Source organism: Actinosynnema sp. ALI-1.44 (assembly GCF_001984155.1).
Classification (GTDB): Bacteria; Actinomycetota; Actinomycetes; order Mycobacteriales; family Pseudonocardiaceae; genus Kibdelosporangium.
Genome location: NZ_MTQO01000047.1, coordinates 97,316 through 122,632, shown reverse-complemented (window position 1 = coordinate 122,632; position 25,317 = coordinate 97,316). Strand labels below are relative to the sequence as shown.

Below are 25,317 nucleotides of genomic sequence, written 5' to 3'. Positions count from 1 at the left end.
AAGCGGGGGGTGGGGCTCAGCCGAAGAAGACCTCGGCCTCCTGGTAGCGCTCCAGGGGGACGGTCTTGAGCTCGGCGGTCGCCTCGGAGAGCTTCACGCGGACGATCTCGGTCCCGCGCAACGCCACCATCACGCCGAAGTCGCCGTCGGCCACCGCGTCCACGGCGTGCAGGCCGAACCGGGTCGCCAGCACGCGGTCGTACGCGGTCGGCGTGCCGCCGCGCTGCGTGTGGCCGAGCACCACGGCACGGGACTCCTTGCCGGTGCGCTGCGCGATCTCCTCGGCCAGCCACGTGCCGACGCCACCGAGCCGGACGTGCCCGAACGCGTCCTTCTCGCCGCTGGTGAGCACCTCGGCGCCGCCTTCCGGCATCGCGCCCTCGGCCACGACGATGATCGGCGCGTACTCGCGCTCGAACCGGCGCTCGACCCACTCGACGACCTTCTCGACGCTGAACGGCCGCTCCGGCACCAGGATGACGTTCGCGCCGCCCGCGAGGCCCGAGTGCAGCGCGATCCAGCCCGCGTGCCTGCCCATGACCTCGCAGACGAGGGCGCGGTGGTGCGACTCGGCGGTGGTGCGCAGCCGGTCGATCGACTCGGTCGCGATGTGCACCGCGGTGTCGAAGCCGAACGTGTAGTCGGTCGCGCCCAGGTCGTTGTCGATCGTCTTCGGTACGCCGACCACGCCGATGCCGTCATCGGTCAGCCGCTTGGCCACGCCGAGCGTGTCCTCGCCGCCGATCGCGATCAGCGCGTCGATGCCCTGGTCTGCCAGGACCGCCCTGATCCTCTCGACGCCGCCGTCGACCTTGTACGGGTTGGTGCGCGACGAGCCGAGGATCGTGCCGCCGCGGGTGAGGATGTCTTCCACCTGGTCGAGCCCGATGGGCTTCGACTTGCCTTCGAGTGGACCCTGCCAGCCGTTGCGGAACCCGACGATCTCCCAGCCGTGTGCCTCGACGCCCTTGCGGGTCACGGCCCTGATCACCGCGTTCAGCCCTGGACAGTCGCCACCACCGGTGAGTACGCCTATACGCATGGGTGAAGGGTGTCACGGGCTGGATCGGTAAAGCAACCGGCCCCCGCTTAACAAGCGGGAAACGCTCCCACTTCGTGGAATCGGACAGAACCGGCTTTACCTGACCGGGAAGCCTTTGCGCAGCCGCTCGACCTCGATGACGTTCCAGCGGGCGAGGTTGTGCCGCGCGTCGGCGAGCGCGTCGTGGGCGTCCGTCGGCGGGTTCGGCAGCTGCGGCTTGCCCACGTCCTCCCAGCGCTGGCGCAGGTCACGGGTGAAGCGCGGCAACTGGCGCGGCAACGCGGGCATCGCCCCCCACAGCTGGGCGAGCGCGACGTGGTCGTAGGCGGCGAACCACGCCCACAGCTCCACGCTCTCGCCACGCGGGCTGAGGAAGGCCATCAGGTCCTCACGGATCTGCTGCCGGCTGCGCCAGGCCTTGTCGGCCGGGGCGGGGAGCTTGTCCAGCACGTTCTCGCGGACCCACTGGCCCGCCTTGGCCGGGTCGAACTCGGTGGACACCGCGTAGAACTCTCTGCCGTCCTCGGCCACGACACCGATCGACACCAGGTCGATGGTTACCCCGTCCTCGATGAATTCGGTGTCATAAAAATACCTCGGCACCCCGACAACCTTAGTTGTGAATCATCCGGCTTTGGTCTCGGGGATGCGGTCCTGCCGCTCACCGCGCTGCTCGGGCACGCCGTCGGCCGGCTTGACCGGGGCGTCCTGCACCTCTTTGACCTTGGCGGCGTACATGTCCACGTACTCCTGGCCGGAGAGCTCCATCAGCGCGTACATCACCTCGTCGGTGATCGAGCGCTCGACGAACCGGTCACCGCTGAGGCCCTCGTAGCGGGAGAAGTCGAGCGGCTCGCCGAACTTCACGCGGATCTTGGTCGGCTTCCACATCTTCGAGCCGATCGGGTTGGCGATGTCCGTGCCGACCATGGCGACCGGGATGATCGGCACGCCCGCCTCGAGCGCGATCCGCGCCAGGCCCGTCTTGCCCTTGTAGAGCCTGCCGTCCGGTGAGCGGGTGCCTTCCGGGTAGATGCCCAGCAGGTTGCCTTCACGCAGCAGGCGGATGCCGGTGTCCAGCGCCGCCTGCGCGGCCGAGCCGCCGGTGCGGTCGATCGGGATCTGCCCCATCCCGGTGAAGAACCACTTCTTGAAAGCGCCCTTGAGACCCTTCTCGGTGAAGTACTCCATCTTCGCCGGGAACGTCACGCGGCGCTTGGGGATCACCAGCGGCATGAAGAACGAGTCCGAGACCGCGAGGTGGTTGCTCGCCAGGATCGCGCCGCCGCGCTTCGGGATGTTCTCCAGCCCCTCGGCCTCCGGGCGGAAGAACAGCTTGAGGATCGGCCCGAGCAGGATGTGTTTCATCACGAAGTACAGCACCGGGTAGAGCGCCTCCTGCCCCTGAACCACCACCGACAGACCATCGGACAGCCTACGAACTGTGCCCAGCCCAGCACAACGCAAGGATCGCCATCCTCGTCCTCGCTCGTTGTCCCGGATAACAACGCGCAAAAGAGCCACAAGTAACTGGCCAACCCCACCGGGGTCCGTGCGACGATGGCTGTAGGTGGTTGAGCTTGAGGAGGAATCGGGTGCTCGGGAGGGCGTCATGAAGGGCGGGTCCGACGGCCCGGAGGACGTCGACGCCGCCTTCGCGCAGATCGTCGCCGACCTGGAACGCGAAGGCCTCGGCTCGTCGGTGCAGGCAGACCTGGACCGTGAGGCCGGTGCGCCCGGCGCGAGCGGCGCGACCAGCACCGACAGCGCGGACACCACGGCCGAACTGGACGTCGAAACGCCCGGAAAGCAAGACAAAACCGCCAAACCGCCGGTCGACGAGCCGGATCTGCCGGAGATCGCCGCACCGGCGACAGCGGGCTGGCGCGGCCACGAGACCGAGATGGACTGGGCGTGGAGCTCGGACGACGACCACTACGTCCCGCCGGAGCCGCCGCCCATCCCCAAGCCGAGCCCGTTGACGATCCTCGCCCTGGTGCTGATGCTGATCGCACTGTTCCTGCTGGTCGCACCGGGTGCGATCGGCCTGGCCACGCGGGTGGCCACGCCGATCGCGCTGGTCTCAGCCGCGGTGGGGATCGGCCTGGTGGTGCTGCGGATCCGCCAGAACAACACCCCGGACGACGACAACGACAACGGCGCCCAGGTCTAACCTCGTGAGTGTTTTCTCCGGTTAGAACCGGCCGAACCACTCACGATCAGTGACGTGCGTAGATCGCTTCGATGCGGTCGGCGTATTCGGTGGTGATGATTTCGCGGCGCAGCTTGAGGCTCGGCGTGATCTCGCCGCGTTCCTCGCTGAAGTCGCGCGGCAGCACCGAGAAGCTGCGGATCGACTCGGCACGCGAGACCGCCTTGTTCGCGTCGTCCACCGCCGCCTGGATCTCCGCGCGCAGGTCCTCGTCGTCGGCCAGGTCGGCGACCGTGCCGCGCTTGCCGTTGCGGGTTTTCCACGACTCGAAGTACTCGTCGTCGAGGGTGATCAGCGCGCCGATGAACGGTCTGCGGTCGCCGACGACCAGGCACTGGCTGATCAGCGGGTGGATCCGCATCCGGTCCTCGAGCACCGCGGGCGCGACGTTCTTGCCGCCCGCGGTCACGATGATCTCCTTCTTGCGACCGGTGATCGCCAGGAACCCGTCGGTGTCCAGCGTGCCGAGGTCACCGGTGTGGAACCAGCCGTCCTTGAACGACTCGGCACTCGCCTCGGCGTTGTGCCAGTAGCCGGTGGACACCATGTCGCCGGACAGCAGCACCTCGCCGTCGTCGGCGATGCGCACGGACGCGCCCGCGACCGGGCGGCCGACCGTGCCGACCTTGAAGTCCGCGTCGGTGTTCACCGCGATCGCGGCGGACGTCTCGGTCAGCCCGTACCCCTCGAACACCGGCACGCCGATGCCGCGGAAGAAGTGCGCGAGCCGCTCCCCCAGCGGCGCGCCGCCGGAGATCGCCGCCTCGCAGCGGCCGCCGAGCGCGAGGCGCAGCTTGCCGTACACCAGCCGGTCGGCCACCAAGTGCTTGGCGCGCAGCGCCATCCCGGGTTTGCCCGCGGCGCGGCTGTAGTCGATGGCCAGCGCCTCGGCCACGTCGAAGATCTTGCCCTTGCCTTCGGCGTGCGCGCGCTGTTTGGCGGTGTTGTACACCTTCTCGAACACGCGCGGAACTGCCACGACGAACGTCGGCCGGAACGTGCCGAGGTCCTTGACCAGCGTCTTGACGTCCGGCAGGTGGCCGAGCGTGGTCCGGGCGTACACGCAGCAGATGGAGATCGCCCTGGCGAAGATGTGCGCCAGTGGCAGGAACACCAGCATCGAGTTGCCCGATTTCAGCAGCTGCGGGAAGGCCTTGATGTCCGCGCGCACCTCGGCGAGCAGGTTGCGGTGGGTCAGCTCGACGCCCTTGGGCCTGCCGGTGGTGCCGGAGGTGTAGACCAGGGTGGCCACGGCGTCCGCGCGCACCCCGCGGTGCAGTGCGTGGGCGACGTCCTCGTCGACGTCGGCGCCGAGCGCGGTCAGCTCGTCCACCGCGGGTGCGAGGTCCGGGCCCGCGTCGAGCTGCCAGACGCGGGTCAGCTCGGGCAGCCGGTCGACCAGGCCGTCGACCAGCGCCCGGTGGCTGTCGGTCTCCACGACCATCGCCCGCGCGCCGGAGTCCGTCAGGATCCACTCGACCTGCTCGGCCGACGACGTCTCATAGATCGGGACGGTCACGCAGCCCGCTGTCCAGATCGCGAAATCCAGCAGCGACCACTCGTACCGCGTCTTCGACAGCAGGGCCACCCGGTCACCCGGCCGCAGACCCGTCGCGATCAGTCCTTTCGCGACCGCGAGGACGTGCGCCGCGAACTCGCGTGCCGTCACGTCCACCCACGACCCGTCGACCAGGCGGCGGAAGCTGACCGCGTCGCCGAAGCGGTCGGCGTTGGCCCAGACCATGTCGGTCAGGTTCTCTTCCCCGGTCACCGAGATCGTGCCCGGCGCACTGTATTCCCGCACGTCACATGAATTTAGTACAGCTCTCGTGACACTATGCACGCGTGCCTGCAGTGGACGTCGTCGACGAGACCTTCCTGGCCGTGCCACCGCCCGTGGTCAAGGCCGCCTTCGTCAACCGGGACGGCTGGCGAAGGATGTGGCCGGATCTCACCCTCGAGGTGTACGCCGACCGCGGTGACGAGGGCCTGCGGTGGACCGTGCGGGGTGCGCTGACCGGGACGATGGAGGTCTGGCTCGAACCGGTGCTCGACGGCACGGTGCTGCACTACTTCCTGCGGGCCGACCTGCCGGGGGCCGCCGGGGCGCGTGAGATCAGGCGTGAGACGACCCGGCGGCAGTTCGCGGCCAAGAACATCGCGTTCGATCTGAAGGTCGTGCTCGAGGACGGTCGCAGGCCGGGTGTCCCGCCCGAACCGAAACCGTAGAGTGAAGTCGTGCGCGTCCACGTGGTTTCCGATGTCCATGGCAACTCGGAGGCTCTGGCGAGGGCAGGTGACGGCGCCGACGCGCTCGTCGTGCTCGGCGACCTGATCGACTTCGTCGACTACCACGACCACGGCGGCGGCATCCTCGGCCGCGTGTTCGGCGCGGAGAAGGTGGCGGAGTTCGCGCGGTTGCGCCGCAACCGCCAGCTCAAGGAGCTCGCGGAGTACGCCCGCTCGTTGTGGGCGAGCCTGGAGAACGCCGCGGATGTCGTGCAGGAAGCCCTTTTCGAGCAGTACACGCGGTTGTTCGCGGCGATGACCGTGCCCACGTACGCCACGCCGGGCAACGTCGACGTGCCGGACCTGTGGCCGCGGTTCGCCCGTGACGGCCTCACCGCGCTGGACGGCGACGTGGCGGAGATCGGTGGGTTGCGGTTCGGGTTCGTCGGCGGCGCGCTGCTCTCCCCAGGCGGCCGTGTGCGCCGTTCCGGAGCGTGGTTTCCCTACCTGCGCACCGAGGACGACTACAACGCTTCTGTCGGCAAGCTCACGGATGTGGACGTGCTGTGCTCGCACATCCCACCCGCTGTGCCGGAACTCACCTACGACGTCGTGGCGCGACGCGCCGAACTGGGGTCCTACGCGCTGCGTGATCTGATCGTGGAACAACGGCCGCGGTGGTCGCTGTTCGGTCACGTGCACCAACCGCTGTCTGCGCGGACGCGGTTCGCGTCGACCGACTGCATCAACGTCGGTCACTTCCAGCGCACAGAAGTGCCGCACGTGCTCACCTGGTGAGCGAACCAACCAGGTAGCCTGCCCGGCATGGCCGACGAGTCCACCCAGTCCATCACCGTAGAGGCAGACGCGGACACGATCATGGGCGTGATCGCCGATTTCGCCGCGTACCCGGAGTGGACAGGGGCGGTGAAAGAGACCGAGGTCCTCGCCGAGGACGCCGACGGGCAGGCCACCCAGGTCCGGTTCGTCATCGACGCGGGGATGTTCAAGGACACCTACACCCTGGAGTACGAGTGGGCCACCGACGGCCTGTCGGTGGACTGGCACCTGGTCAAGGGCCAGATGCAGCGCTCGCAGCGCGGCCGGTACCTGCTCGAACCACACGGTGACGACGCGACGAAGGTGACGTACACGCTGTCGGTCCAGCTGGCTGTGCCGATGATCGGCATGTTCCGCCGCAAGGCCGAGAAGATGATCATGGACATCGCGCTGAAGGACCTCAAGCGCCGCGCCGAAGGGTTGTAACCACCGCCTTGCGGATCCTGCTGTTCACCGGAAAGGGCGGGGTGGGAAAGACCACCCTCGCGGCGGCCACCGCTGTGCGGCTGGCCGCGAGTGGGCGCGAGACTCTTGTCGTGTCCACCGATCCCGCGCACTCGCTCGCCGACGCGTTCGGCACGAGGCTGTCCGGTGAACCCTCCCTAGTGGACACCCGGCTGCACGCGTCGCACGTGGACAGCCGCGGCCTGGTCGACTCGGCGTGGGGCGAGCTGCGTGAGCAGCTGCGGGCCGTGCTGGCCGGTGCGGGCGTGGACGAGCTGGACGCCGAGGAGCTCACGGTCGTACCCGGCCTCGACGAGCTGCTGGCGTTGACCGAGGTGGCGCGGCTGGCCAGGACCGGCGAGTGGGACGCGATCGTGGTGGACTGCGGGCCGACCGCGGAGACGTTGCGGCTGCTGGCATTGCCCGACGCGATCGCGACCTACCTGCAGCGCGCGTTCCCGGCCCGTTCGGTCAGGGGAATGGTCTCCGGTGTGGGCAGGCAGGGCTGGGTCGACGCGGTCGGCAGGCTCGCCGCGCACCTGGCGGAACTGCGGGACATCCTGGCCGATCCCCAGGTCACCGGCGTGCGGCTGGTGCTGACGCCGGAGCGGCTGGTGGTGGCCGAGAGCAAGCGGACATTGGCGGCGTTGGCGTTGCGGGACATCCGGGTCGACGGGATGATCGCCAACCGGCTGGTGCCCAAGGCGGGCCTGCGGCGCGGCCCGGCGGCCACGTGGCTGCGGACGAGGCGCGGCGAGCAGGACACGGTGCTGGCCGAGCTGAAGGCGTCCATACCGATCGACCTGCACGTCGTCGAGCACCGCGCGGCCGAACCGGTCGGCCTCGAGGCGTTGGGGTCGCTGGCCGACGAGCTCTACGGCCGGGCGGATCCGTTGGGCACCACCACCTCCCGCCCGCCGTCGTTGCTGCAGATCCGCCCGGAGGGCACCGGATACGTACTGCGGGTCGCGATACCGTTGACCGACGAGTCCGATGTGAACCTGGCGAGAGTCGGTGACGACTTGGCGATCACAGTGGACGGCATGCGCAGACTGGTGCCGTTGCCGGCGGTGTTGCGGCGCTACGAGGTCGCGGATGCCTCTGTGGACGGTGACGGCCTGCTGCTGCAGTTCGCCGGGGCCACGCCGTGAGCGCGGAGCCGGGAACGCGGCTGCTCGAAGAGATCGTGCTGCTGCTCGACGCGGTGGCCGAACGGCTCGGTCCGTACCTCGACCAGGTCGCGGCCGAGCACGACGGCCCGGCGGACAAGTGTCCACTGTGTGCCATCGGGGCGCTGGTGCGTGGCGAGCCCAACGACCTGGCCGCGACGACACTGGACCGCGCCGCCGACATCGTGGCGCTGCTGCGTGCCGTGCTCGCCGACCGGTGGGAGCCCGGTGTGCCGCACATGCCCGGTTTCCGCCCGCCGGGGCGTCCCGGCCGCGCGCCTGAACCGAAACGGCGCGAGAATAGGCCCGTGCAGCACATCCAACTCCGCCGCTCGCGACGCCCCGGAAACGACTGATGCTGACGGTCGGTGTCGATGTCGGCGGGACGAGCGTGCGAGCTGGTGTCGTCGACAAGCGCGGCACGATCCTGGACACCGCCCGAGTGGGCACGCCGTCCGGCGCGGAGGCGCTGAACGACGCGGTGGTGTCGGTGATCACCTCGCTGACCGCGCGGCACGCCGTCTCCGCGGTGGGCCTGGCCGTCGCCGGGTTCGTGGCCACGGACCTCAAGACGGTGATGTTCGCGCCGCACCTGGCGTGGCGCCGGGCCGACGTGGCCGACCGGATCTCCCGCAAGATCGACCTGCCGGTGGTGCTGGAACACGACGCCAACGCGGCGGCGCTGGCCGAGTACCGCTACGGCGCGGCGCGGGGCGCGAAGGTCGCCACGCTGATCGCCATCGGCACCGGTATCGGCGGTGGCCTCTTGTTGGACGGCAGGATCTTCCGCGGCGCGCACGGTGTGGCGCCCGAACTGGGGCATTTGCGGGTCGTCCCGAACGGCAGGCCGTGTTCGTGCGGCAAGTCAGGCTGCTGGGAGCGGTATTGCAGCGGCACGGCGTTGAGCGCGACCGCGATCGAGCTGCTCGCCGGGCATCCCGGCCAGTCGACGGTGCTCGCGCGGGAGGCCGCGGGTGATGCGCGGTCCATCACCGGCCGGAAAGTCGCCGGTGCCGCACGCGACGGGGACCCCGTGGCGTTGCGTGCGATGGCTGAGCTGGCCCGGTGGCTGGGTGAGGGCCTCGCACTGGTCGCGGACATCTACGACCCGGAGGTCATCGTGATCGCCGGGGGCGTGTCCGAGTCGGCGCCGCTGTTCTTCGACGACGCCCGCGAGATCTACCGCGACCTGGTCACCGGTTCCGGCTACCGCCCGCTGGCCCGGATCCGCACCGCTCAGCTGGGCGACGACGCCGGTCTGGTCGGCGCCGCGACCCTGGCCAGGGACGTCGCCAACGGCAGGCGCTGACGGCAGGCGTTGTGCAACCAATGTGGCCTTCGTAGCCAAAAGCGCACCCAAAGTGGCCTTCGTTGCGTCCGGCTAGCGGCGGAAGGGCGAGAGCCGCGTGTGCTCGCCGGACAGCAGGGTGGACAGGCGGCTGGCCAGCGTGTCCCACCGCCAGGCCGACGACACCCACTGGCGACCCGCCTGGCCCATCGCGGCCGCTGCGGCCGGGTCGGCCAGCAGCGCGCCCACCCGGTCGGCGATCTGCTCGACGCTGCGGCCGTCCACGACGTGCCCGGTGACGCCTTCCCGGACGGTTTCCGGCGCGCCGCCCGAATTCCCCGCCACCACGGGCAATCCGCACGCGGACGCCTCGAGGAACACGATTCCCAGGCCTTCCACGTCCAGTCCGCCGCCGCGGGTGCGGCAGGGCATGGCGAACACGTCACCGGCGACGTAGTGCGCCGGGAGTTCCTCCCAGGACACGGATCCGGTCAGCACCACGCTGTCTTCGACGCCGGTGCTCCTGGCCAACGCGGTGAGGTGCTCGGCGTGCCTGCCGCCGCCGACGAGCAGCAGCGCGGCGCCGGGGACCTGGCGGCGGATCGCGGGCAGTGCCCTGATCAGCATGTCCTGGCCCTTGCGGGGCACCAGCCGGGACACGCAGACGACCGTCGGCCGGTCGGAAAGGGTGTGGCGCTTGCGGATCAGCTCACGCCCCGCCGGGTCCGGGCGGTACAGCCCGGTGTCCACACCGGACGGCAGGAACTCCAGCGCCGCGTACCGGCCGAACGCCGCCGCGAACCGGGACCGGGTGTACTTGCTGACGTAGGTGATCACGTCCGCGGTGGATCCGATGCGGCGCAACGCCTGGCGGGATCCCGGCAGCATGGACCAGCCGACCTCGTGGCCGTGGGTGGAGGCGACGACTCGCCGCGCTCCCGCCTCGCGCAGCGTCGGGCCGAGCAACGCCAACGGGGCCGCGGCACCGAACCACACCGAGGTGCACGCCTCCGCACGCAGGATTTCCTTGGCGCGCTTGGCCACGTCCGGCGTCGGCAGCATCAGCGAAGTCGGGTGACGGACCACCGGGAAGGGCATGGCGGCGTCGAACGCCTCCGCGCCGTCCCACGACGGCGCGTACACGACCAACTCCTCGGCGGGCAGCCTGGTCGCCAGTGCCTGCAGGTAGGCCTGGATGCCACCGGGCCTCGGCGGGAAGTCGTTGGTCACCAGAAGGGTCCGAGCCACGCGAGCACCCTATCCGAGGGTCTCGCGCAGGTACTCCTGCCAGCCCGCGACGAACTGCTCCGTGTTCAGCCCGATCACCGAGACCAGCAGGTTGTCGATTTTGTCCTGGCCGACCCGGCCCGTCTTGGCCAGCACCCGGTACAGCTCGACCAGCTTGTCCTCGCCGAGTTTGTCCGCGACGAACCGGGCGGCCGAGAAGGACTTCTGGTAGGCCATGTCCAGTGTGCGCCCCTGGCCGCGGAACTCCTCGTCGGACGGCAGCCTGCCGGGCGGGCCGCTGGTCAGCATGGACGCGTTCAGGTCGGGCGCGGCCTGGGCGAGCGGGATGCCGCTGTCGCGGTAGCCGACGTAGTCGGCGAACCCCTCGAGCACCCACATCGGCGAACCGTCCACAGTGGAACCACGGGCGGCGATGTGGGTGAACTCGTGCCGCAGCACGATCCGCAACGCGGTCACCGACAACGCGTCGGCCGAGGTCGCGCTCATCACCACCCGCTGTCCCTCGGCGGCACCGCGGTCGGTGTCCACCCGGTCGGCGACCGAGACCGCCACAACGGACTCGACCGGGAAGTTGGGGCCGACCAGTGCCTTCATCTCTTCGTTCGAGTCCGGCAGCACCACGACGGCCTGCTGTGACCACCCGGTCGGCCACACCCCGGCCACTGACTGGACCGCGCCGTCCAGTTCGGCCGCGACCCGTTTGGCCATCGCCTCCCGCGCGGGGTGCGTGAGCACCACGCCCCGCGCGGTCGTGATCACCAAGCACGGCCCGAAGTCCCATGGCCCGCGCCAGGTCCGCCTGCCGACGCCCAGCAGGTCGGTGTCCGACCGGATGAACCACGAGTCCGCGCGTTTGACCAGCAGGTAGCCCATCGGGCGGTGGGTCGGCGACGGATCGGCGCCACGCAGCGCGTACACCAGGTCGATCTCCGGCGCCCACAACTCCTGCGCTCCGGGGACGTTCGGCAGCACGGACGGATCCAGCGACCGCAGCGGCTGCAGGGTGTAGGACCACTCCCGCAACGGCACGTTGGCGAGGTTGGCGAACAGGGCGCGTTGCGCATCGCGGAACGCGGGCTCGGCGTCCGGGTCGACGCTGGCCATGAAGGCCCTCTCGTCCCGCTTGCCCAAGGCCTCAGCGCGCGAGCGCAACATGGACTGCGCCGCTTGGGCTCGATCACCTGACGGGGGCGGGACGACGGCGGCCTGGTTGGGCGGCGTGGACGACTGGGTCGTCGCCGGCGGCGGCTGGACGGCTTCCTGCCGCCACGGTGGGGCTGTGACCAGGGCGAGACCGCCGAGCAGCGCGACCGCCACTCCGGCTACCAGCAAGGCGCGCAACCGGGCCACACCTGAGATCGTATTGCCCCGGTCACCCAAAATGACGAGACCCCTGGCCCGCACCACCGGCCAGGGGTCTCGGTCAAGAGATGCTCGGCGTCAGCCGACCACGCGCTTGGCACCGAAGTAGTCACGACCGCCGCCCTCGACGGACGTCTCGGTCTTGACCGGGGTACCGGTCGTCGACGCGTGCACGATCCTGCCACCGCCGATGTACATGGCGACGTGGTGGATCGAACCCGCGCTGCCGCCGTAGAACAGCAGGTCACCGGGCTGCAACGCGTCCCTGGCGACCGGCTTGCCGACGCCGTACTGAGCGCGGCTGGAGCGCGGCAGGCTGACGCCCGCCTGGGCGTAGGCCCACATCATCAGACCGGAGCAGTCGAAACCACCCGGCTTCGACCCACCCCACACGTAGGGGTCGCCACGGCGGCTGAGCGCGGCGTTCATGGCCGTACCGGCGGAGCCGGGCGGGCCGATGTACACGCCGTTGTCGGCGGGTCCCTTCAGCTTGTCCGTCTCAGCCTTGGTGAGCTTCGCCTGCGCCGCCTTGACCTCGTCGATCTGCGTCTGCAGGGCCCGGCGGCGGTTGTCGATCTCGGCCTGCAGCTTGGCCGCCGCGTCCCGAGCCTCGGCGGCGCGCTTCTGGGCGTCCGCGGCCTTGGTCTCGGACTCCGTCGCGGTGGTGACGGCCTTGTGCAGCTCGGTGAGCGCTTTGTTGTTGTCCGCCGCCAGCACGTTCAGCGCCGACGAGCGGTCGAGGAAGTCCTCGGCGGAGGTACCGGTCAGCAGGGCGGACAGCTTGTTGAACCGGGCACCGCGGAAGGACGCGGAGCTCAGCTCCTCCACCTGACCGCGGTACTGGGTCTCGGTCGCCGCCGCGGTGGTCTTGGCCTGGTTGGCCGCCGCGAGGTCCGCGGTCGCCTTGTCCAGCTCCGCCTGCTTGGCGTTCTTGTCGTCCGTCGCCTTGTTGAATTCCTCGTTGATGACCTCGGACTGGGCCGACAACTCGCGGAACTTCTTGAGCGCTTCGGATTCGTTGTTCTGGGCGGGAGGTTGCGCGATCGCCGGAGCGGGGATGGTGCTGACCATCGCGATGACGGCGGACGCTGTCAGTGCTCCACGCATGCCGCGCTTGAGTCTTTGCGACGCCACGTCGCGCGTGTCTCCTTCGTTTCCGCTACCGCCGAGGGAAGGGACAACGCTCGCTGGGGCGCGGGGGCACCCTCGGCGAGCGGCCGGACAAGCGAGTGGACACGCACTCTGTGCTCCGGCATTGCTCCCAAACCGGTGGGGGTCCGGTTCAGTTCCCGACGAACTGACCCGGCGGCGTTCTCGCGTCATCACCCTTGGTGGGTGACCGGGGGCCGCGAGATCTCGGACAGGTTACGAAAGGAGGCGGCACCCGTCCAGCGGCTCGGCGAAAAAACTCGGTTGAGTGACCGTCAAACCCCAACGGAGCAGTGCGGACCGCCCGATGTGACGACGACAACAGCCCAGGTCACCACGCTGTGCCGCCGTTCACCGCTTGGTGGGTACCGTTTACCGCCCGATCAGGCGACCTCGGGCGTGTTCACCGGGGTGATCGGGATCAGCCGGAGCTTGGGAACCATTCCCGCGCCCGCGAGGACGTCGATCGCGCGACGCTCGGACGAGTCCAGCTCGACCGTGCTCGGCGGACCGAGAAGGACACTGACAACGCACTCCTGGCAAGCCTTTCCCCGCACTTCACAGCTGTCGCAGTCGACGACCATGTCCAGCTCCCATGCCAGTCATTCGATCGTATGTTCGATCGACTGACGCAACCATAGCGGTCACCACTGACAGGTTTGGACGGGCTAGCCGATCATCACCGAAGACGTAGAACTGCCAGTCGGTGCGTCGGCCGGGTCATGGCCACGTACAGGTCATTGCGGCCACGCGGAGCGCCGTCGACGATCCCGTCCGGATCCACCACGACCACCGAGTCGAACTCCAGCCCTTTGGCTTGTCCGGGTGTCAGCACCACAGCGTCCGCACCGTGGTGCGCCACATGCGTCAGATGCCGTTCCGGTGTGATGAGGGCCACTCGTCCCGGCAGTCGCGCGACCAGTTCGCCGACCACGTCCAGGCTTCCCGTCACGTCGAGCGGTGGCACCCCGGTCGACCGGACCGAGGTGGCCAGCCGGACGCCCGGCTGGTGCGCGGCGAGCACGTCGTTGGCGGCGGCCATGATCTCGGCCGGTGTGCGGTAGTTGACGGTCAGCTCGGCCTGCTTCCACCGGTCGGCCACATGCGGCTGGAGCACGTCTTGCCACGCTGTCGCCCCGGCCGGGTCGCTTGTCTGGGCCAGATCACCCACGACCGTCATGGACCGGCTGGGACAACGGCGCATCAGCATCCGCCACGCCATCTCCGACAGCTCCTGTGCCTCGTCCACCACGATGTGCCCGTAGGTCGTGCCGTCACAGGCGTCGATCAGGGCGGCTGCCTCGTCGAGCAACGGGATGTCCGCAGGCGACCACGGCCCCGGCACCAGACCGGTCACGGCCAACGGCGGCCAGATCACGTCCAACGTGTCCTGGAGGCGGGCGTCGGCGAGCAGGGCGTCCCGCAGCCGTGCCACGTCCGTGTCGTCCAGCAGGCTCCGGGGCGCGGTGTCCGTCCAGTCGACGATGACACCCGCCGCCTCCAGCGCCCGCAAGTCCGCCGCGCTCAGCCGTCCGTCGGGGTCGCCGCCGTCGATGGCCTCACCGCTCTCGGTTAGCGTCACGGCCTCCAACCGCGCTGCGAGACGGTCGGCGAGCACCGCGACAACCTCACGGTGGAACACCAGCCGCGCCTGGTTGTGCGGCAGGCCCGCGTGCCGAGCCCGGTCGACCGCCCGGCGGCAGTCCACGGGCGACAGCGACAGCGTTTCCTGTTCGAACAGGACGTCCACCGGCTCGCCGGGCACCCGGACACTGCCGCGCACGGCCGCCGCGAGTTCCTCGGCCGCCCGCGCGCTTCCTTTGCGTCGGGCCTCCTCGGGTGTGGCGGGCCGGTCGATCGGCGTGCCCGGGTACAGGTCGGCGATGGTGGCGGTCACCACGCTGTTCTCGCCGAGGCCGGGCAGCACCTGTCCGATGTAGTCCAGGAACAACGTGCTGGGCCCGATCACCAGGACGCCGCGGGTGCGCAGGTGCGGCCGGGTGTAGAGCAGGTGCGCGACCCGGTGCAGCGCGACGGCTGTCTTGCCCGTTCCCGGCCCGCCCTGCACCACCAGGACACCGGCGTAGGGGTCACGGATGATCCTGTCCTGTTCGGCCTGGAGGGTCGTGACTATGTCCGCCATGTGCTCGGTGCGGCCCGCGCTCACGGCGGCCAGCAACGCCGCGTCACCAGCCAGGTCCTGCTCGCCGACCGCGCCGGCGATGAGTAGTTCGTCGTTCACGTCGACGACCGTGCGGCCCCGGGTCGTGATCCGCCGTCGCAGCCGCACGCCCTCGGGCGCCGCTGCCGTGGCTGTGTAGAACGGCCGCGCCGCGGGGGCGCGCCAGTCGATCAGCAGCGGTTCGTCGTCCTCGAACAGCCCCGCTCGGCCGATGTAGAGCCTGCTGCCGTCGGTCAGGTCGACCCGGCCGAAGCAAAGACCGTCGGCAACGGATTCCAGCCGGGCGGCCTCACCGGCCCAGTAGGCGCGTTCGGCCGGTTGCGCCGTGGCGAGGTGCCGGACGGCTTCGGCGCGCAGTTCGTCGAGCCGGTCGTAGAGGACGGTGAGATGGGCCTGTTCCAGGTCTACCTGTGCGGACACGCCGTCGAGGGTGCCTGGCTGACCTGCGAAGAAACAGTCTTGTTCTTTCCGTCCCCGTCAGCCGCCCGTCAGCCGCTGCCGAATTCCCAGTGCCACGGTTCCTCCCGGCCACGCCCCGGCTGGGCCCACGGCGGGTTGCGCCAGCCGAACCGGCCCGCGTTGGCACGCAGCCACGCGTGCTCGGCCGTGCCGAACGACTGGGCGCCGCCGCAAAGGTCGACCGCGAGGCCCCAGCCGTGGTTGCTGGTCCCTGGCACCGCGGCCAACGCGGGTTTCACGCCGTACAGCCGGACCTGCTCCTCGAACGTGCGGTACGAGTCCGTCACGCACAACGGCCGCCCGAACGCCGAACCGAACGCGGCGGACAGTCCCTGGAACGAGAACGCGGCGTCACACCGCAACCGGTGGGTGCCTACGCCGATGGGGCACAACGCGGACGCGGGGATGAGCCCGTTGGGATAGCCACTCCACCCACCCGTGGGCAGGTCCACTCCCCCGCATCGCCACACCAGCCCGGTGTCCGTGCGCTGGGGGACGGGTTGTGCGGGACGACGAGGCGACGATGGTCGTGCGTAACCGAGCACGGACGGCGGGATGTCCGACACGACGACACTGACGAGCCGGGCGTCGGCGGTGATCATCGTGCGCGGGTCCAGCACCACGCCGACGCTCTGCACGCCGTAGCGCTCCGGCCCGATGAACACCAGGTCACCCGGCCGCGGGTCGGTGACGGGCTGCAGCACGGCCATCTGCTCGGCCGCGGAGCCCCGCAGGCCGAAGGCGGAGCGGGTCAGTCCGTCGCACGAGTAGGCGTCCGGGCCGTCGCCTTGCGGCGCGTACGGCTTGCCCAGCGCCCCGACGGCGGCTGTCACCGCGCGGATCGTGCTCTCCGGCATGACTTGCAGACGCTCGCCCGACGGCAGCGCGACTTCCGTGGCGCTTGCGCCAGGCTTGATGCCCGCAGCGGCCAGTTTGTCGGTGTAGGCGCGCCAGTTCGCCGCTGTCTGCTCGTTGCGGGTGCGTTGCGCTTGTTGCAGCGCCACGACAGCGGAGTTGGTCGCGGCGAGTTTCGCCCGGAACTCACCGGTGAGCGCCGCCGCCCGGTTGGTGGCGTCGCCGTTGCGACGGTCCAGGTCCGCCTTGCGGTCCGTGGCGTTCTTCACCGCGGCGGATGCCGCCTCTTCGGCACGCACGGCGGCCTGGTGGCGTCGAATGGCGCCGGTCAGTTCTTCGGTCTCGGCTTCCTGCACACGGGCCATCAGGCTGGAGCCGCCGAGGAAGTCCGCCGGGGACCGGGCCAGCAGGAACACCTTGAACTGGTTGGGACGGCCGTGCGCGGCGAGCAGCGCCGCGGCGTAACGGTCCATGTCCGCCTGACGCGCCCGTACGGCGGCGTCGGCTTCTTCGCGGGCGGCGCGTGCCGTGTCCAACCCGGCCGACGACTCGCGCACGGCTTGCTCAGCCGTGTGGATGTCGTTGGCGAGCGAGCCGAGTTCACGTTGCACGTCTGATGCCGTGCGCTGCAATTGCGCGACAATTGGGTCCGCGAACGCCTCGCCCGGCCGCGTGTCGGGCACTGCGGTACCTGGCGCGACACCCGCCTCTTCCTGCGGCTGCGCACCCAGCAACACGGCCACAGCCAGCAGTCCCGCACCTACTCGCACACCAGGCACAACGGCCGGGCCGCTGGTTCGTAACGCCCTGATCCGGTGAACGTGACTGCAAATGGCCGCAAACAGCCTGCAAGGATTGTCATATAGTTGCGGTCATGACGCGAAGACTTGCCGAAGTCGCCCGCAAGGTCGGCGTGAGCGAGGCGACCGTGAGCCGGGTGCTCAACGGGAAGCCGGGTGTCTCGGAGAGCACCCGGACCGCCGTGCTGACCGCGCTGGACGTGCTGGGCTACGAGCGGCCGACGCAGCTGCGCGGCGAACGGGCCCGGCTGGTCGGGCTCGTGCTGCCCGAGCTGCAGAACCCGATCTTCCCCGCGTTCGGCGAGATCATCGGCAACGGGCTGGCCCAGCAGGGGTTCACGCCGGTGCTGTGCACCCGCACGGCAGGCGGGGTCTCCGAGGCCGACTACATCGAGTTGCTGTTGCAGCAGCACGTGTCCGGCGTGGTGTTCGCCGGTGGCCTGTACGCGCAGGCCGACCAGGGCCACGACCACTACGGCAGGCTGACCGAACGCAACCTGCCGACCGTGTTGATCAACGCGGCCATCGAGCACCTCGGTTTCCCCCGGGTGTCCTGCGACGACGCGGTGGCCGCCGAACAGGCGCTGACCCACCTGGTCTCGTTGGGGCACACCAGGGTCGGCATGGTCCTCGGCCCCAGCGACCACGTGCCGTCCCAGCGCAAGCAGGACGCGTTCGCCGCGGCGGCCAAGGCGGCGGACCTGGCCGTCGAGCCGGACTGGTTCGAACACGCGATGTTCTCGCTGGAAGGCGGCCAGGCCGCGGCGGCGCGCCTGGTGAAACGGGGGATCACGGGCATCGTGTGCGCCAGCGACCCGCAGGCGCTCGGCGCGATCCGCGCGGTGCGCCGCCAGGGGCTGTCGGTCCCGCAGGACGTGTCGGTGATCGGGTACGACGACTCGGCGTTCATGAACTGCGTCGACCCGCCGCTGACCACCATCCGCCAGCCGATCGAGGCGATGGGCCGGGCCGCGGTCGACCTGTTGACCATGCAGATCAACGGCTCGTCGGTGACCGACGAGGAGCTGCTGTTCGAGCCGGAACTCGTCGTCAGGGGGTCGACCGCGCCAGCTGCTCGGTAAGCTGTTCGTTAGTTGCGAAATTTCATCGACATATTGCGGATACTCGTTCACGTCTCTTAAGGTGAGCGCCATCACACAGCGTCATCGGAAGCTGAGATGGGGCGGCTTGCCATGCAGAGAACCCTTGCCCGCAGGGCGGCAGTTCTTGTCGTCATCACCGCATTAGGCCTGCCGGCCTGCGGGAGCGAGTCATCGAACCAGCAGACCGGCAGCGGCAAGGTGGCCATCACGGTCACCGGCCAGCCGCCGAGCAGCCAGGCGGTCGAACGCAGGATCTTCGACGCGGACGTGGCCGAGTTCGAGAAGCTCAACCCGGACATCGACATCGTCCCGCACGAGGGGTTCATGGACCCCAAGACGTTCTCCGCGAAACTCGCGGGCGGCCAGCTGGAAGACGTCTACTACGTCTACTTCACCGACCCGGCGAGCATCATCGCCCGCAGGCAGGCCGCCGACATCACCGACCACGTCAAGGACATGGCGGTGATCAAGCAGCTGCAACCGGCGCTGCTCGACATCTTCAAAGACCGCAACGGCAAGGTCTACGGCCTGCCGACGGCCAACTACTCGATGGGCCTGCTCTACAACCGGGCGCTGTTCACCAAAGCCGGACTCGACCCGGACAAGCCACCGGCCACCTGGGACGAGGTGCGCACGGCCGCGCAGAAGATCGCGGCGCTGGGCAACGGCACCGTCGGGTTCGCCGACCTGAGCAAGAACAACCAGGGCGGCTGGCACCTCGTCACCTGGGCGTATGCCATGGGCAGCCAGATCGCCAGGCAGGAAGGCGGGAAATGGACGGCTGACTTCAACAACGCCAAGGTCAAGGAGGCCCTGCGGTTGCTCAAGGAGATGCGCTGGACCGACAACGCCATGGGCGACAAGCAACTGCTTGAGGCCACGGACGTGCAGCGCCTGATGGGAGCGGGCCAGCTGGGCATGTACCTCGGCGCACCGGACAACGTCCCCGTCCTGGTCAAGGAGTTCAAGGGCAAGTACGACGACTACGGCGTAGCCGCGATGCCCGGCGGGCAGGGCACCCTGCTCGGCGGCGAGGGCTACATGATCAACCCGAAGGCGTCGCCGGACAAGATCAAGGCCGGGTTGAAGTGGATCGACTGGAAGTACCTCGCACCGGACCGGATCGAGCCGCGGATCAAGCAGTACCTGGACGAGAAGCAGCCGATCGGCCTGCCCGCGACCCCGACGCCGGACATCTACACCGGCGACACGCGCGCCAAGCAGTCCGAGCTGAAAACCAAGTACGCCAACGTGCCCGAGAAGAACTTCGCGTCCTACCTGGACGGCAACACCAAGCTCAAGGGCAACCTGGAACCGCCGAACGCCCAGCAGATCTACGCCGCGCTGGACAACGTGATGCAGGGCGTGCTGACCAACAAGGACGCCACCGTCGACCACCTGCTGTCCGAAGCGGAAGCCAAGGTCAACAGTGCCCTCGCTCAAGTCAAGTGAGGCACCGGCCTCGACCGGCTCCCCCCAGTGGCCGGTCGAGGCCCCGCCCGCGGTGAGGACGACGACCAGGTTGCGGCGCAAGATCAACGACAACCTGACGGCGTACGGGTTGCTGGCCGCGGCGCTCGTGGTCTTCGCTCTGTTCTCCTGGTACCCGATCGTGCGCGGAGTCCTGTTGTCCTTCCAGGAGGTCAACTTCGTCGACCCGCCGAAGTGGGTCGGATTCGACAACTTCGCCCGGCTGTTCGCCGACCCGCTGTTCGCCACGGCATGGCTGAACACGCTGCAGTTCACCGCGATCGCGTTATTGCTCGGCTTCGCGGTGCCGTTCGTGACCGCGGTCCTGCTCAACGAACTGCGGCACGCCAAGGCGTTCTTCCGCGTCGCGGTGTACCTGCCGGTGATGCTGCCGCCGGTGGTCGTGGCGATGCTGTGGAAGTGGATCTACAACCCGGGCCCCGGGCTGGCCAACGCCGCGCTCGGCGCGGTCGGCCTGCCGGACAGCGCATGGTTGGATTCTTCAAGCACGGCAATGGTTTCGTTGGTTATCGTGTCCACATGGGCCAACATGGGCTCGACCACGCTGATCTACCTTGCCGCGTTGCAGACCATCCCCGGTGAGCTCTACGAATCGGCCGAACTGGACGGCGCCGGGTTGTTCCAACGCCTGTGGCACGTGACGATCCCGCAGACCCGGTTCGTGCTGATGGTGTTGTTGCTGTTGCAGGTCGTTGCCACGATGCAGGTGTTCACGGAACCGTACGTGATGACCGGTGGCGGACCGGAGGACTCCACGGTCACCGTGCTGTTGTTGTTGTACCGCTATGCGTTCACGTACAACGACTTCGGATCGGCGAGCGCGATGAGTCTGTTGCTGCTGGTGGCACTGGGCATCTTCGCCGGCGTGTACCTGCGACTGACCAGGACGAGGAGCGAGGACTGATGCGTACCCTGGTCTCGCCGACCCAGCTGCGCAGCGGGCGCGGCAAGGCGATCTACTGGCTGGTCTTCACCGTCGTCATGCTGCTGTTCCTGCTGGCGTTCGTGTTTCCCTTGTACTGGGCCATCACCGGCGCGATGAAGGCACCGGCCGAGCTCGTCCGCACGCCACCGACGTTGTTGCCGGAGCAGTGGCACCCCGATGTGTGGGGTGAGTCGTGGCAACGGCTGGACCTGCTGAAGTACTTCGGCAACACCGTGCTCGTCGCGCTGGGCGCGTGGCTGGTCCAGCTGGCGGTCGACGTCCCGGCCGCGTACGCCCTGTCGAAGCTGCGGCCGGTTCTGGGCAACAAGATCCTGGCGCTGATGCTGGCCACGCTGATGGTGCCCGCGTCCGCGCTGCTGGTGCCGACGTACGTCACGATCACCGACTTGCCGATCTTCGGTGTCAACCTGATCAACTCGCCGACCGCGATCTGGTTCCCCGCCGCCGCGAACGCGTTCAACATCTACCTGCTGAAGCGGTTCTTCGACCAGATCCCCGGCGAGCTGCTCGAAGCGGCCGTGCTCGACGGCGCCGGTCAGCTCCGCATCCTGGTGCGGATCGTGCTGCCGATCGCCAAGCCGATCATCGCCGTGGTGTCGATCCTGGCCGTCGTGGCCGCGTGGAAGGACTTCATCTGGCCGCTGCTGGTGTTCCCCGATCCGACCAGGCAGACGCTCTCGGTGGCGCTGCAGCGGATGGAGATCGACATGCCGCTCAACATCCTGCTCGCCGGGCTCGTGCTGGCCAGCGTGCCGATGGTGCTGCTGTTCCTGTTCTTCCAGCGGCACATCCTGGCCGGCCTGACCGCGGGCAGCGTCAAGGGCTGACAACCCAAGCAGCCATCACAGGGAGGAACCCCCGTGTCCGTTTCCAATGACCTCTCCCCGGACACGCCCACCGCTTGGTGGCGTGGCGCGGCGATCTACCAGGTGTACCTCCGCAGCTTCGCCGACGGCAACGGTGACGGGATCGGCGACCTCGCCGGCGTCCGCTCGCGCCTGCCGTACCTCGCGGACCTGGGCATCGACGCGATCTGGTTCTGCCCGTGGTACCCGTCGCCGATGGACGACGGCGGCTACGACGTGTCGGACCACCGGGACATCGACCCGTCGTTCGGCACGCTCGACGAGGCGGAACTGCTGATCGCGGAGGCGCACGCGCTGGGTATCCGGATCATCATCGACATCGTGCCCAACCACTGCTCGGACGAGCACCCGTGGTTCGCGGCCGCGGTGGCGGCGGGGCCGGGATCACCCGAGCGGGACCGGTTCTGGTTCCGGCCCGGTCGCGGCGAGCACGGCGAACTGCCGCCGAACGACTGGCAGTCGAGGTTCGGCGGGCCCGCGTGGACCAGGGTCGCGGACGGCGAGTGGTTCCTGCACCTCTACAGCTCGCGCCAGCCGGACTTCAACTGGACCAACCCCGAGGTGCACGCGGAGTTCCGCGACATCATCCGGTTCTGGTTCGACCGCGGCGTCGACGGGCTGCGCATCGACGTGGCCGACGGGCTGATCAAGGACCCGGAACTGCCCGACGTGCACGGCGTGGCAGGCGGCCCGTTGCCGTTCTCGGACATGGACGGCGTGCACGAGGTCTACCGCGCGTGGCGTGAGATCGCGGACTCCTATCCGGGCGAGCGGATCTTCGTCGGCGAGATGTGGCTGCCCGACCCGGTCCGGTTCGCCCGCTACCTGCGGCCGGACGAACTGCACTCGGCGTTCAACTTCGACTTCCTGTCGTGCCCGTGGGACGCCAAGCGGCTGCGCGAGGTGATCCAGTCCAGTATGGACTCCCACCGGCCGGTCGGCGCCCCGCCGACCTGGGTGCTGTCCAACCACGACGTGACCAGGCACGTCACCCGGTACGGCCGGTCCGGCGACACGGGGTTCGAGTTCGCCGACCGGCGGCACGGCACCCCGGTCGACCGTGACCTGGGCACCAGACGGGCCCGCGCGGCGGCGTTGCTGACCATGGCGTTGCCCGGGGGCGTGTACGTCTACCAGGGCGAAGAGCTGGGGCTGTGGGAGATCGAGGACATCCCGGACGAGCTGCGCCAGGACCCGGTGTTCGAGCGCACGAAACACGCCGACCCGGGCAGGGACGGCTGCCGGGTGCCGATCCCGTGGGGGTCGGCCGCTCCCCCGTTCTCGTTCGGCACCGGCGGCGCGTGGCTGCCGCAGCCCGCGGAGTGGGCGGCGTACACGGCGGAGGCCGAGGCGGCGGACCCGGACTCGATGCTTTCGCTGTACCGCAGGGCTTTACGAATCCGGCGGGACGAGCGGGCACTGGGGGACGGCGAGATGCACTGGGTCGTGTCGTTGGCCGACGTGATCGCGTTCAGCCGTGAACCGGGGTTCACGTGTGTGGTGAACCTCGCCGCCGAGCCGGTGCCGCTGCCCCGGCACGAGTCGATCATCCTGGCCAGTGGGCCGGTGCCCGGGGACCACCTGCCCCCGGACACCGCCGTCTGGCTGCGGACTCTCTGAACAACCCTGCACGGTTCCTCCCCGGCTGTCGGCCGGGGAGGAACCGTTTCAGCAGGCCAGCGTAGGTGTGGCCCAGTCGCTACGGTCGTAGCTCACGCCGTCACCGCCGTCGGTGACCACCAGGCGCAGGAACTTGGCGCCCCGCAACGCACCGCTGATCGAGATCGGGTCGTCCCGCCAGGTCCGGACGCCGCTGTCGGCGACCTTGGTGCCGTCGGCCCAGATCTCGAACGAGGCCGAGCCGACCTTGTTGGCGTCGTTGCGATCGTCGTCGATGCCGACGATCGACGTCACGGCCGAGCAGCGGCCGCCGAGGTAGTAGACGATCTCGGTCGGCGCGTGCGCCCCCATTCCCTTGGCGTAGACATTTCCGTTGATGGTCAACGGTTTCCCGTCCTTGGGTTTCCACGCGCCGTTGGACATGTCCCGTTCGACCGGGCCGTACCCGCCGCTTTCCCACGCCGACGGCACGTCACCGAGCGCGGACGTGCCGCGTGGTATCTCCGGCGGGACGATCAGGTCGGTCGTCGTGGTGACACTGCCGCCACCGTAGTCGACGCCGCTGGTCAGCTCGGGTTTCCCGGTCGTCGCGGCCGGGGTGATCCGCCACCGCCCGGAGATCGACTCGCCCGAGGTGAGCACCAGCTTCCGCTGCTGGGACAGGACCTCCACGCGCCAGCCGGACGGGACGGACAGCCGCAGACGCGGGTTGATCACCGGCAGCACCGCGTGGTTGGTCGCGCTGACCGTGACCTCGAACGCCTGTCCCGGTGGGATGATCCTGGCCGGGATGCCCGGCGTGGCCGCGCCGAGTTCCAAGCCCGAGCTCACCAACGGGTCGGCGGACCACCAGTTCCTGCCGGACACCCGGTAGACGACCGTGCCGTGCGCCGGGACGACCGAGGTGATGTCGCCCGCGGTCTGGAAGTCCTTGTGCTGCCACAGGTCGCGGACCACGTATCCCGGTCGGCGCGGCAGGCCGAGCGCCGACGCCGAGGTGCCGATCTTCGTGGCGGTGGCGTTCTCGTTGAACAACGCGACCGCCGTGTCGCCGTTGGCCAGCGGCTTCACGAACACCCATTTACCGTCCATCTGGGACACTACGCGTCCCTGAACACCGAGCCTGTCCTGATCGAGCGCGATGATTTCCTTGTTACGCAGGATGTCCAGGTTCTCCGGGGAGATCTTGCGCAGGTCGGCGCCGATCAGCAGCGGCGCGGCCATCATCGCCCACAGGCTGAAGTGCGACCGGTACTCCGTGCCGGTCATGCCGCCGTTGCCGACCTCCAGCATGTCCGGGTCGTTCCAGGCGCCGGGTTTGGCGTACGGCGCCAGCGGCGCGTTCTTCTTGAGGATTTCGACGACCTTGGGCCAGGTGTCGGTGATGTCGCCGGTGGTCCGCCACAGGTGCCCGACGTCGGCGCCCCACTCCCACGGCTTGTTCTCGCCCCACTCGCAGAGCGAGTAGACGATGTCGCGGCCGGTTTTCCGCAACGCGTCCCGCATCTTCGTGTAGCGCTGCTTCGCATCCACGCCCTGGTTGTTGCAGTTGTCGTATTTGAGGTAGTCCACGCCCCAGTCCGCGAACGTCTGCGCGTCGACCTCCTCGTGGCCAAGCGCACCGGGCATGGTCTTCGCGCACGTCATGGTGCCCGCGCTCGTGTAGATCCCCAGCTTCAGGCCACGCGCGTGCACGTAGTCGGCGATCGCTTTGATACCGCTGGGAAACCGTTGCGGGTGGTGTGTGAGCCTGCCGTTGGCGTCGCGTTCCGGCGCCGCCCAGCAGTCGTCGATGTTGACGTACTGGTAGCCCGCGTCCTTCAGGCCCTGCCGGACGAACAAGTCCGCGGTGTCCTTGATCAGGTTCTCGTCGATCGCGCAGCCGGTGGCGTTCCAGTTGTTGAACCCCATCGGCGGTGTCAGCGCCTGCCCGTCCGGCAGCGCCGACGCGGGAGCGGGCGGGACGACCACGAAGGCCAGCCCGACCGCCAGTGCGACAAGTCTTTTCACCC

General features: G+C 69.2%; 23 protein-coding genes. 12 read left to right on the top strand and 11 right to left on the bottom strand.

The features are described 5' to 3' along the window. Positions 1–16 precede the first annotated feature (16 nt). The 3 genes from ALI144C_RS25670 to ALI144C_RS25660 all read right to left on the bottom strand — a co-directional run bounded on the left by ALI144C_RS25670 (position 17) and on the right by ALI144C_RS25660 (position 2,425). Positions 17–1,042, bottom strand: coding sequence for a 6-phosphofructokinase (locus tag ALI144C_RS25670; RefSeq protein WP_076989726.1), 1,026 nt, complete (start codon positions 1,040–1,042; stop codon positions 17–19). A gap of 96 nt (positions 1,043–1,138) precedes the next feature. Beyond that, positions 1,139–1,645: a polyadenylate-specific 3'-exoribonuclease AS gene (locus tag ALI144C_RS25665; RefSeq protein WP_076989725.1), complete on the bottom strand. Its 507-nt coding sequence runs from the start codon at positions 1,643–1,645 to the stop codon at positions 1,139–1,141. A gap of 21 nt (positions 1,646–1,666) precedes the next feature. Continuing rightward, entirely contained in the window at positions 1,667–2,425 is a 759-nt protein-coding gene (locus ALI144C_RS25660; RefSeq protein WP_076990046.1) for a lysophospholipid acyltransferase family protein, read from the bottom strand. A 229-nt stretch (positions 2,426–2,654) separates the two neighbouring features. Here ALI144C_RS25660 and ALI144C_RS25655 point away from each other — a divergent pair, with 229 nt between their 5' ends. Beyond that, positions 2,655–3,215, top strand: a complete 561-nt coding sequence (locus ALI144C_RS25655; protein WP_076989724.1) for a hypothetical protein — start codon at positions 2,655–2,657, stop codon at positions 3,213–3,215. A 46-nt stretch (positions 3,216–3,261) separates the two neighbouring features. On the opposite strand, the gene ALI144C_RS25650 is transcribed toward ALI144C_RS25655, so the two are convergent. After that, positions 3,262–5,058: an AMP-dependent synthetase/ligase gene (locus ALI144C_RS25650; protein WP_076989723.1), complete on the bottom strand. Its 1,797-nt coding sequence runs from the start codon at positions 5,056–5,058 to the stop codon at positions 3,262–3,264. Positions 5,059–5,099: 41 nt separating this feature from the next. Between ALI144C_RS25650 and ALI144C_RS25645 the strand changes: the two genes are divergently transcribed. From ALI144C_RS25645 to ALI144C_RS25620, 6 genes are read left to right on the top strand one after another with little or no spacing between them, the layout of a single operon-like run. Next, positions 5,100–5,483, top strand: coding sequence for a polyketide cyclase / dehydrase and lipid transport (locus ALI144C_RS25645; RefSeq protein ID WP_076989722.1), 384 nt, complete (start codon positions 5,100–5,102; stop codon positions 5,481–5,483). Positions 5,484–5,492: 9 nt separating this feature from the next. Beyond that, positions 5,493–6,281, top strand: coding sequence for a metallophosphoesterase family protein (locus ALI144C_RS25640; protein WP_076989721.1), 789 nt, complete (start codon positions 5,493–5,495; stop codon positions 6,279–6,281). A gap of 27 nt (positions 6,282–6,308) precedes the next feature. After that, positions 6,309–6,749 carry an SRPBCC family protein gene (locus tag ALI144C_RS25635; RefSeq protein WP_076989720.1) on the top strand — a complete coding sequence of 147 codons (441 nt, stop codon included), beginning with the start codon at positions 6,309–6,311 and terminating at the stop codon, positions 6,747–6,749. An 8-nt stretch (positions 6,750–6,757) separates the two neighbouring features. Then, the gene (locus ALI144C_RS25630; RefSeq protein WP_076989719.1) at positions 6,758–7,918 is read left to right on the top strand and encodes an ArsA family ATPase; all 1,161 of its coding nucleotides are present in this window, start codon (positions 6,758–6,760) and stop codon (positions 7,916–7,918) included. Next, complete coding sequence (locus tag ALI144C_RS25625; RefSeq protein WP_076989718.1) at positions 7,915–8,292, top strand: hypothetical protein; 378 nt, start codon at positions 7,915–7,917, stop codon at positions 8,290–8,292. Before ALI144C_RS25630 ends, ALI144C_RS25625 begins: the two co-directional genes overlap by 4 nt. Then, positions 8,292–9,245 carry an ROK family glucokinase gene (locus tag ALI144C_RS25620; RefSeq protein ID WP_076989717.1) on the top strand — a complete coding sequence of 318 codons (954 nt, stop codon included), beginning with the start codon at positions 8,292–8,294 and terminating at the stop codon, positions 9,243–9,245. The genes ALI144C_RS25625 and ALI144C_RS25620 overlap by 1 nt, the downstream gene beginning before the upstream one ends. Before the next feature lie 72 nt (positions 9,246–9,317). On the opposite strand, the gene ALI144C_RS25615 is transcribed toward ALI144C_RS25620, so the two are convergent. From ALI144C_RS25615 to ALI144C_RS25590, 6 genes are all read right to left on the bottom strand, one after another. After that, positions 9,318–10,472: a glycosyltransferase family 4 protein gene (locus tag ALI144C_RS25615; protein ID WP_193441226.1), complete on the bottom strand. Its 1,155-nt coding sequence runs from the start codon at positions 10,470–10,472 to the stop codon at positions 9,318–9,320. A 9-nt stretch (positions 10,473–10,481) separates the two neighbouring features. Beyond that, a complete protein-coding gene (locus ALI144C_RS25610) occupies positions 10,482–11,822 on the bottom strand; it encodes a hypothetical protein (protein WP_143230862.1) in 1,341 nt (446 codons plus the stop codon). A 90-nt stretch (positions 11,823–11,912) separates the two neighbouring features. Then, positions 11,913–12,968: an NlpC/P60 family protein gene (locus tag ALI144C_RS25605; RefSeq protein WP_076989716.1), complete on the bottom strand. Its 1,056-nt coding sequence runs from the start codon at positions 12,966–12,968 to the stop codon at positions 11,913–11,915. Between the two features lie 398 nt (positions 12,969–13,366). Continuing rightward, a complete protein-coding gene (locus ALI144C_RS25600; protein ID WP_076989715.1) occupies positions 13,367–13,567 on the bottom strand; it encodes a hypothetical protein in 201 nt (66 codons plus the stop codon). Positions 13,568–13,662: 95 nt separating this feature from the next. Beyond that, complete coding sequence (locus ALI144C_RS25595) at positions 13,663–15,585, bottom strand: HelD family protein (protein WP_076989714.1); 1,923 nt, start codon at positions 15,583–15,585, stop codon at positions 13,663–13,665. A 68-nt stretch (positions 15,586–15,653) separates the two neighbouring features. Continuing rightward, a complete protein-coding gene (locus ALI144C_RS25590) occupies positions 15,654–17,249 on the bottom strand; it encodes a D-alanyl-D-alanine carboxypeptidase family protein (protein ID WP_237774311.1) in 1,596 nt (531 codons plus the stop codon). A 104-nt stretch (positions 17,250–17,353) separates the two neighbouring features. Here ALI144C_RS25590 and ALI144C_RS25585 point away from each other — a divergent pair, with 104 nt between their 5' ends. The 5 genes from ALI144C_RS25585 (at position 17,354) to ALI144C_RS25565 (ending at position 23,305) form a co-directional block, all read left to right on the top strand. Continuing rightward, positions 17,354–18,361, top strand: coding sequence for a LacI family DNA-binding transcriptional regulator (locus ALI144C_RS25585; RefSeq protein WP_076989712.1), 1,008 nt, complete (start codon positions 17,354–17,356; stop codon positions 18,359–18,361). A 111-nt stretch (positions 18,362–18,472) separates the two neighbouring features. After that, positions 18,473–19,834 (top strand): ABC transporter substrate-binding protein, encoded by a 1,362-nt coding sequence (locus ALI144C_RS25580; protein WP_076989711.1) that lies wholly within the window; start codon positions 18,473–18,475, stop codon positions 19,832–19,834. A gap of 52 nt (positions 19,835–19,886) precedes the next feature. Then, positions 19,887–20,777 (top strand): carbohydrate ABC transporter permease, encoded by an 891-nt coding sequence (locus tag ALI144C_RS25575; RefSeq protein ID WP_237774310.1) that lies wholly within the window; start codon positions 19,887–19,889, stop codon positions 20,775–20,777. Beyond that, positions 20,777–21,646, top strand: a complete 870-nt coding sequence (locus tag ALI144C_RS25570) for a carbohydrate ABC transporter permease (protein WP_076989709.1) — start codon at positions 20,777–20,779, stop codon at positions 21,644–21,646. The genes ALI144C_RS25575 and ALI144C_RS25570 overlap by 1 nt, the downstream gene beginning before the upstream one ends. A gap of 33 nt (positions 21,647–21,679) precedes the next feature. Next, a complete protein-coding gene (locus tag ALI144C_RS25565) occupies positions 21,680–23,305 on the top strand; it encodes a glycoside hydrolase family 13 protein (protein WP_076989708.1) in 1,626 nt (541 codons plus the stop codon). Between the two features lie 48 nt (positions 23,306–23,353). Here ALI144C_RS25565 and ALI144C_RS25560 read toward each other — a convergent pair whose 3' ends face one another. Beyond that, complete coding sequence (locus ALI144C_RS25560; protein ID WP_076989707.1) at positions 23,354–25,315, bottom strand: NPCBM/NEW2 domain-containing protein; 1,962 nt, start codon at positions 25,313–25,315, stop codon at positions 23,354–23,356. Positions 25,316–25,317 lie beyond the last annotated feature (2 nt).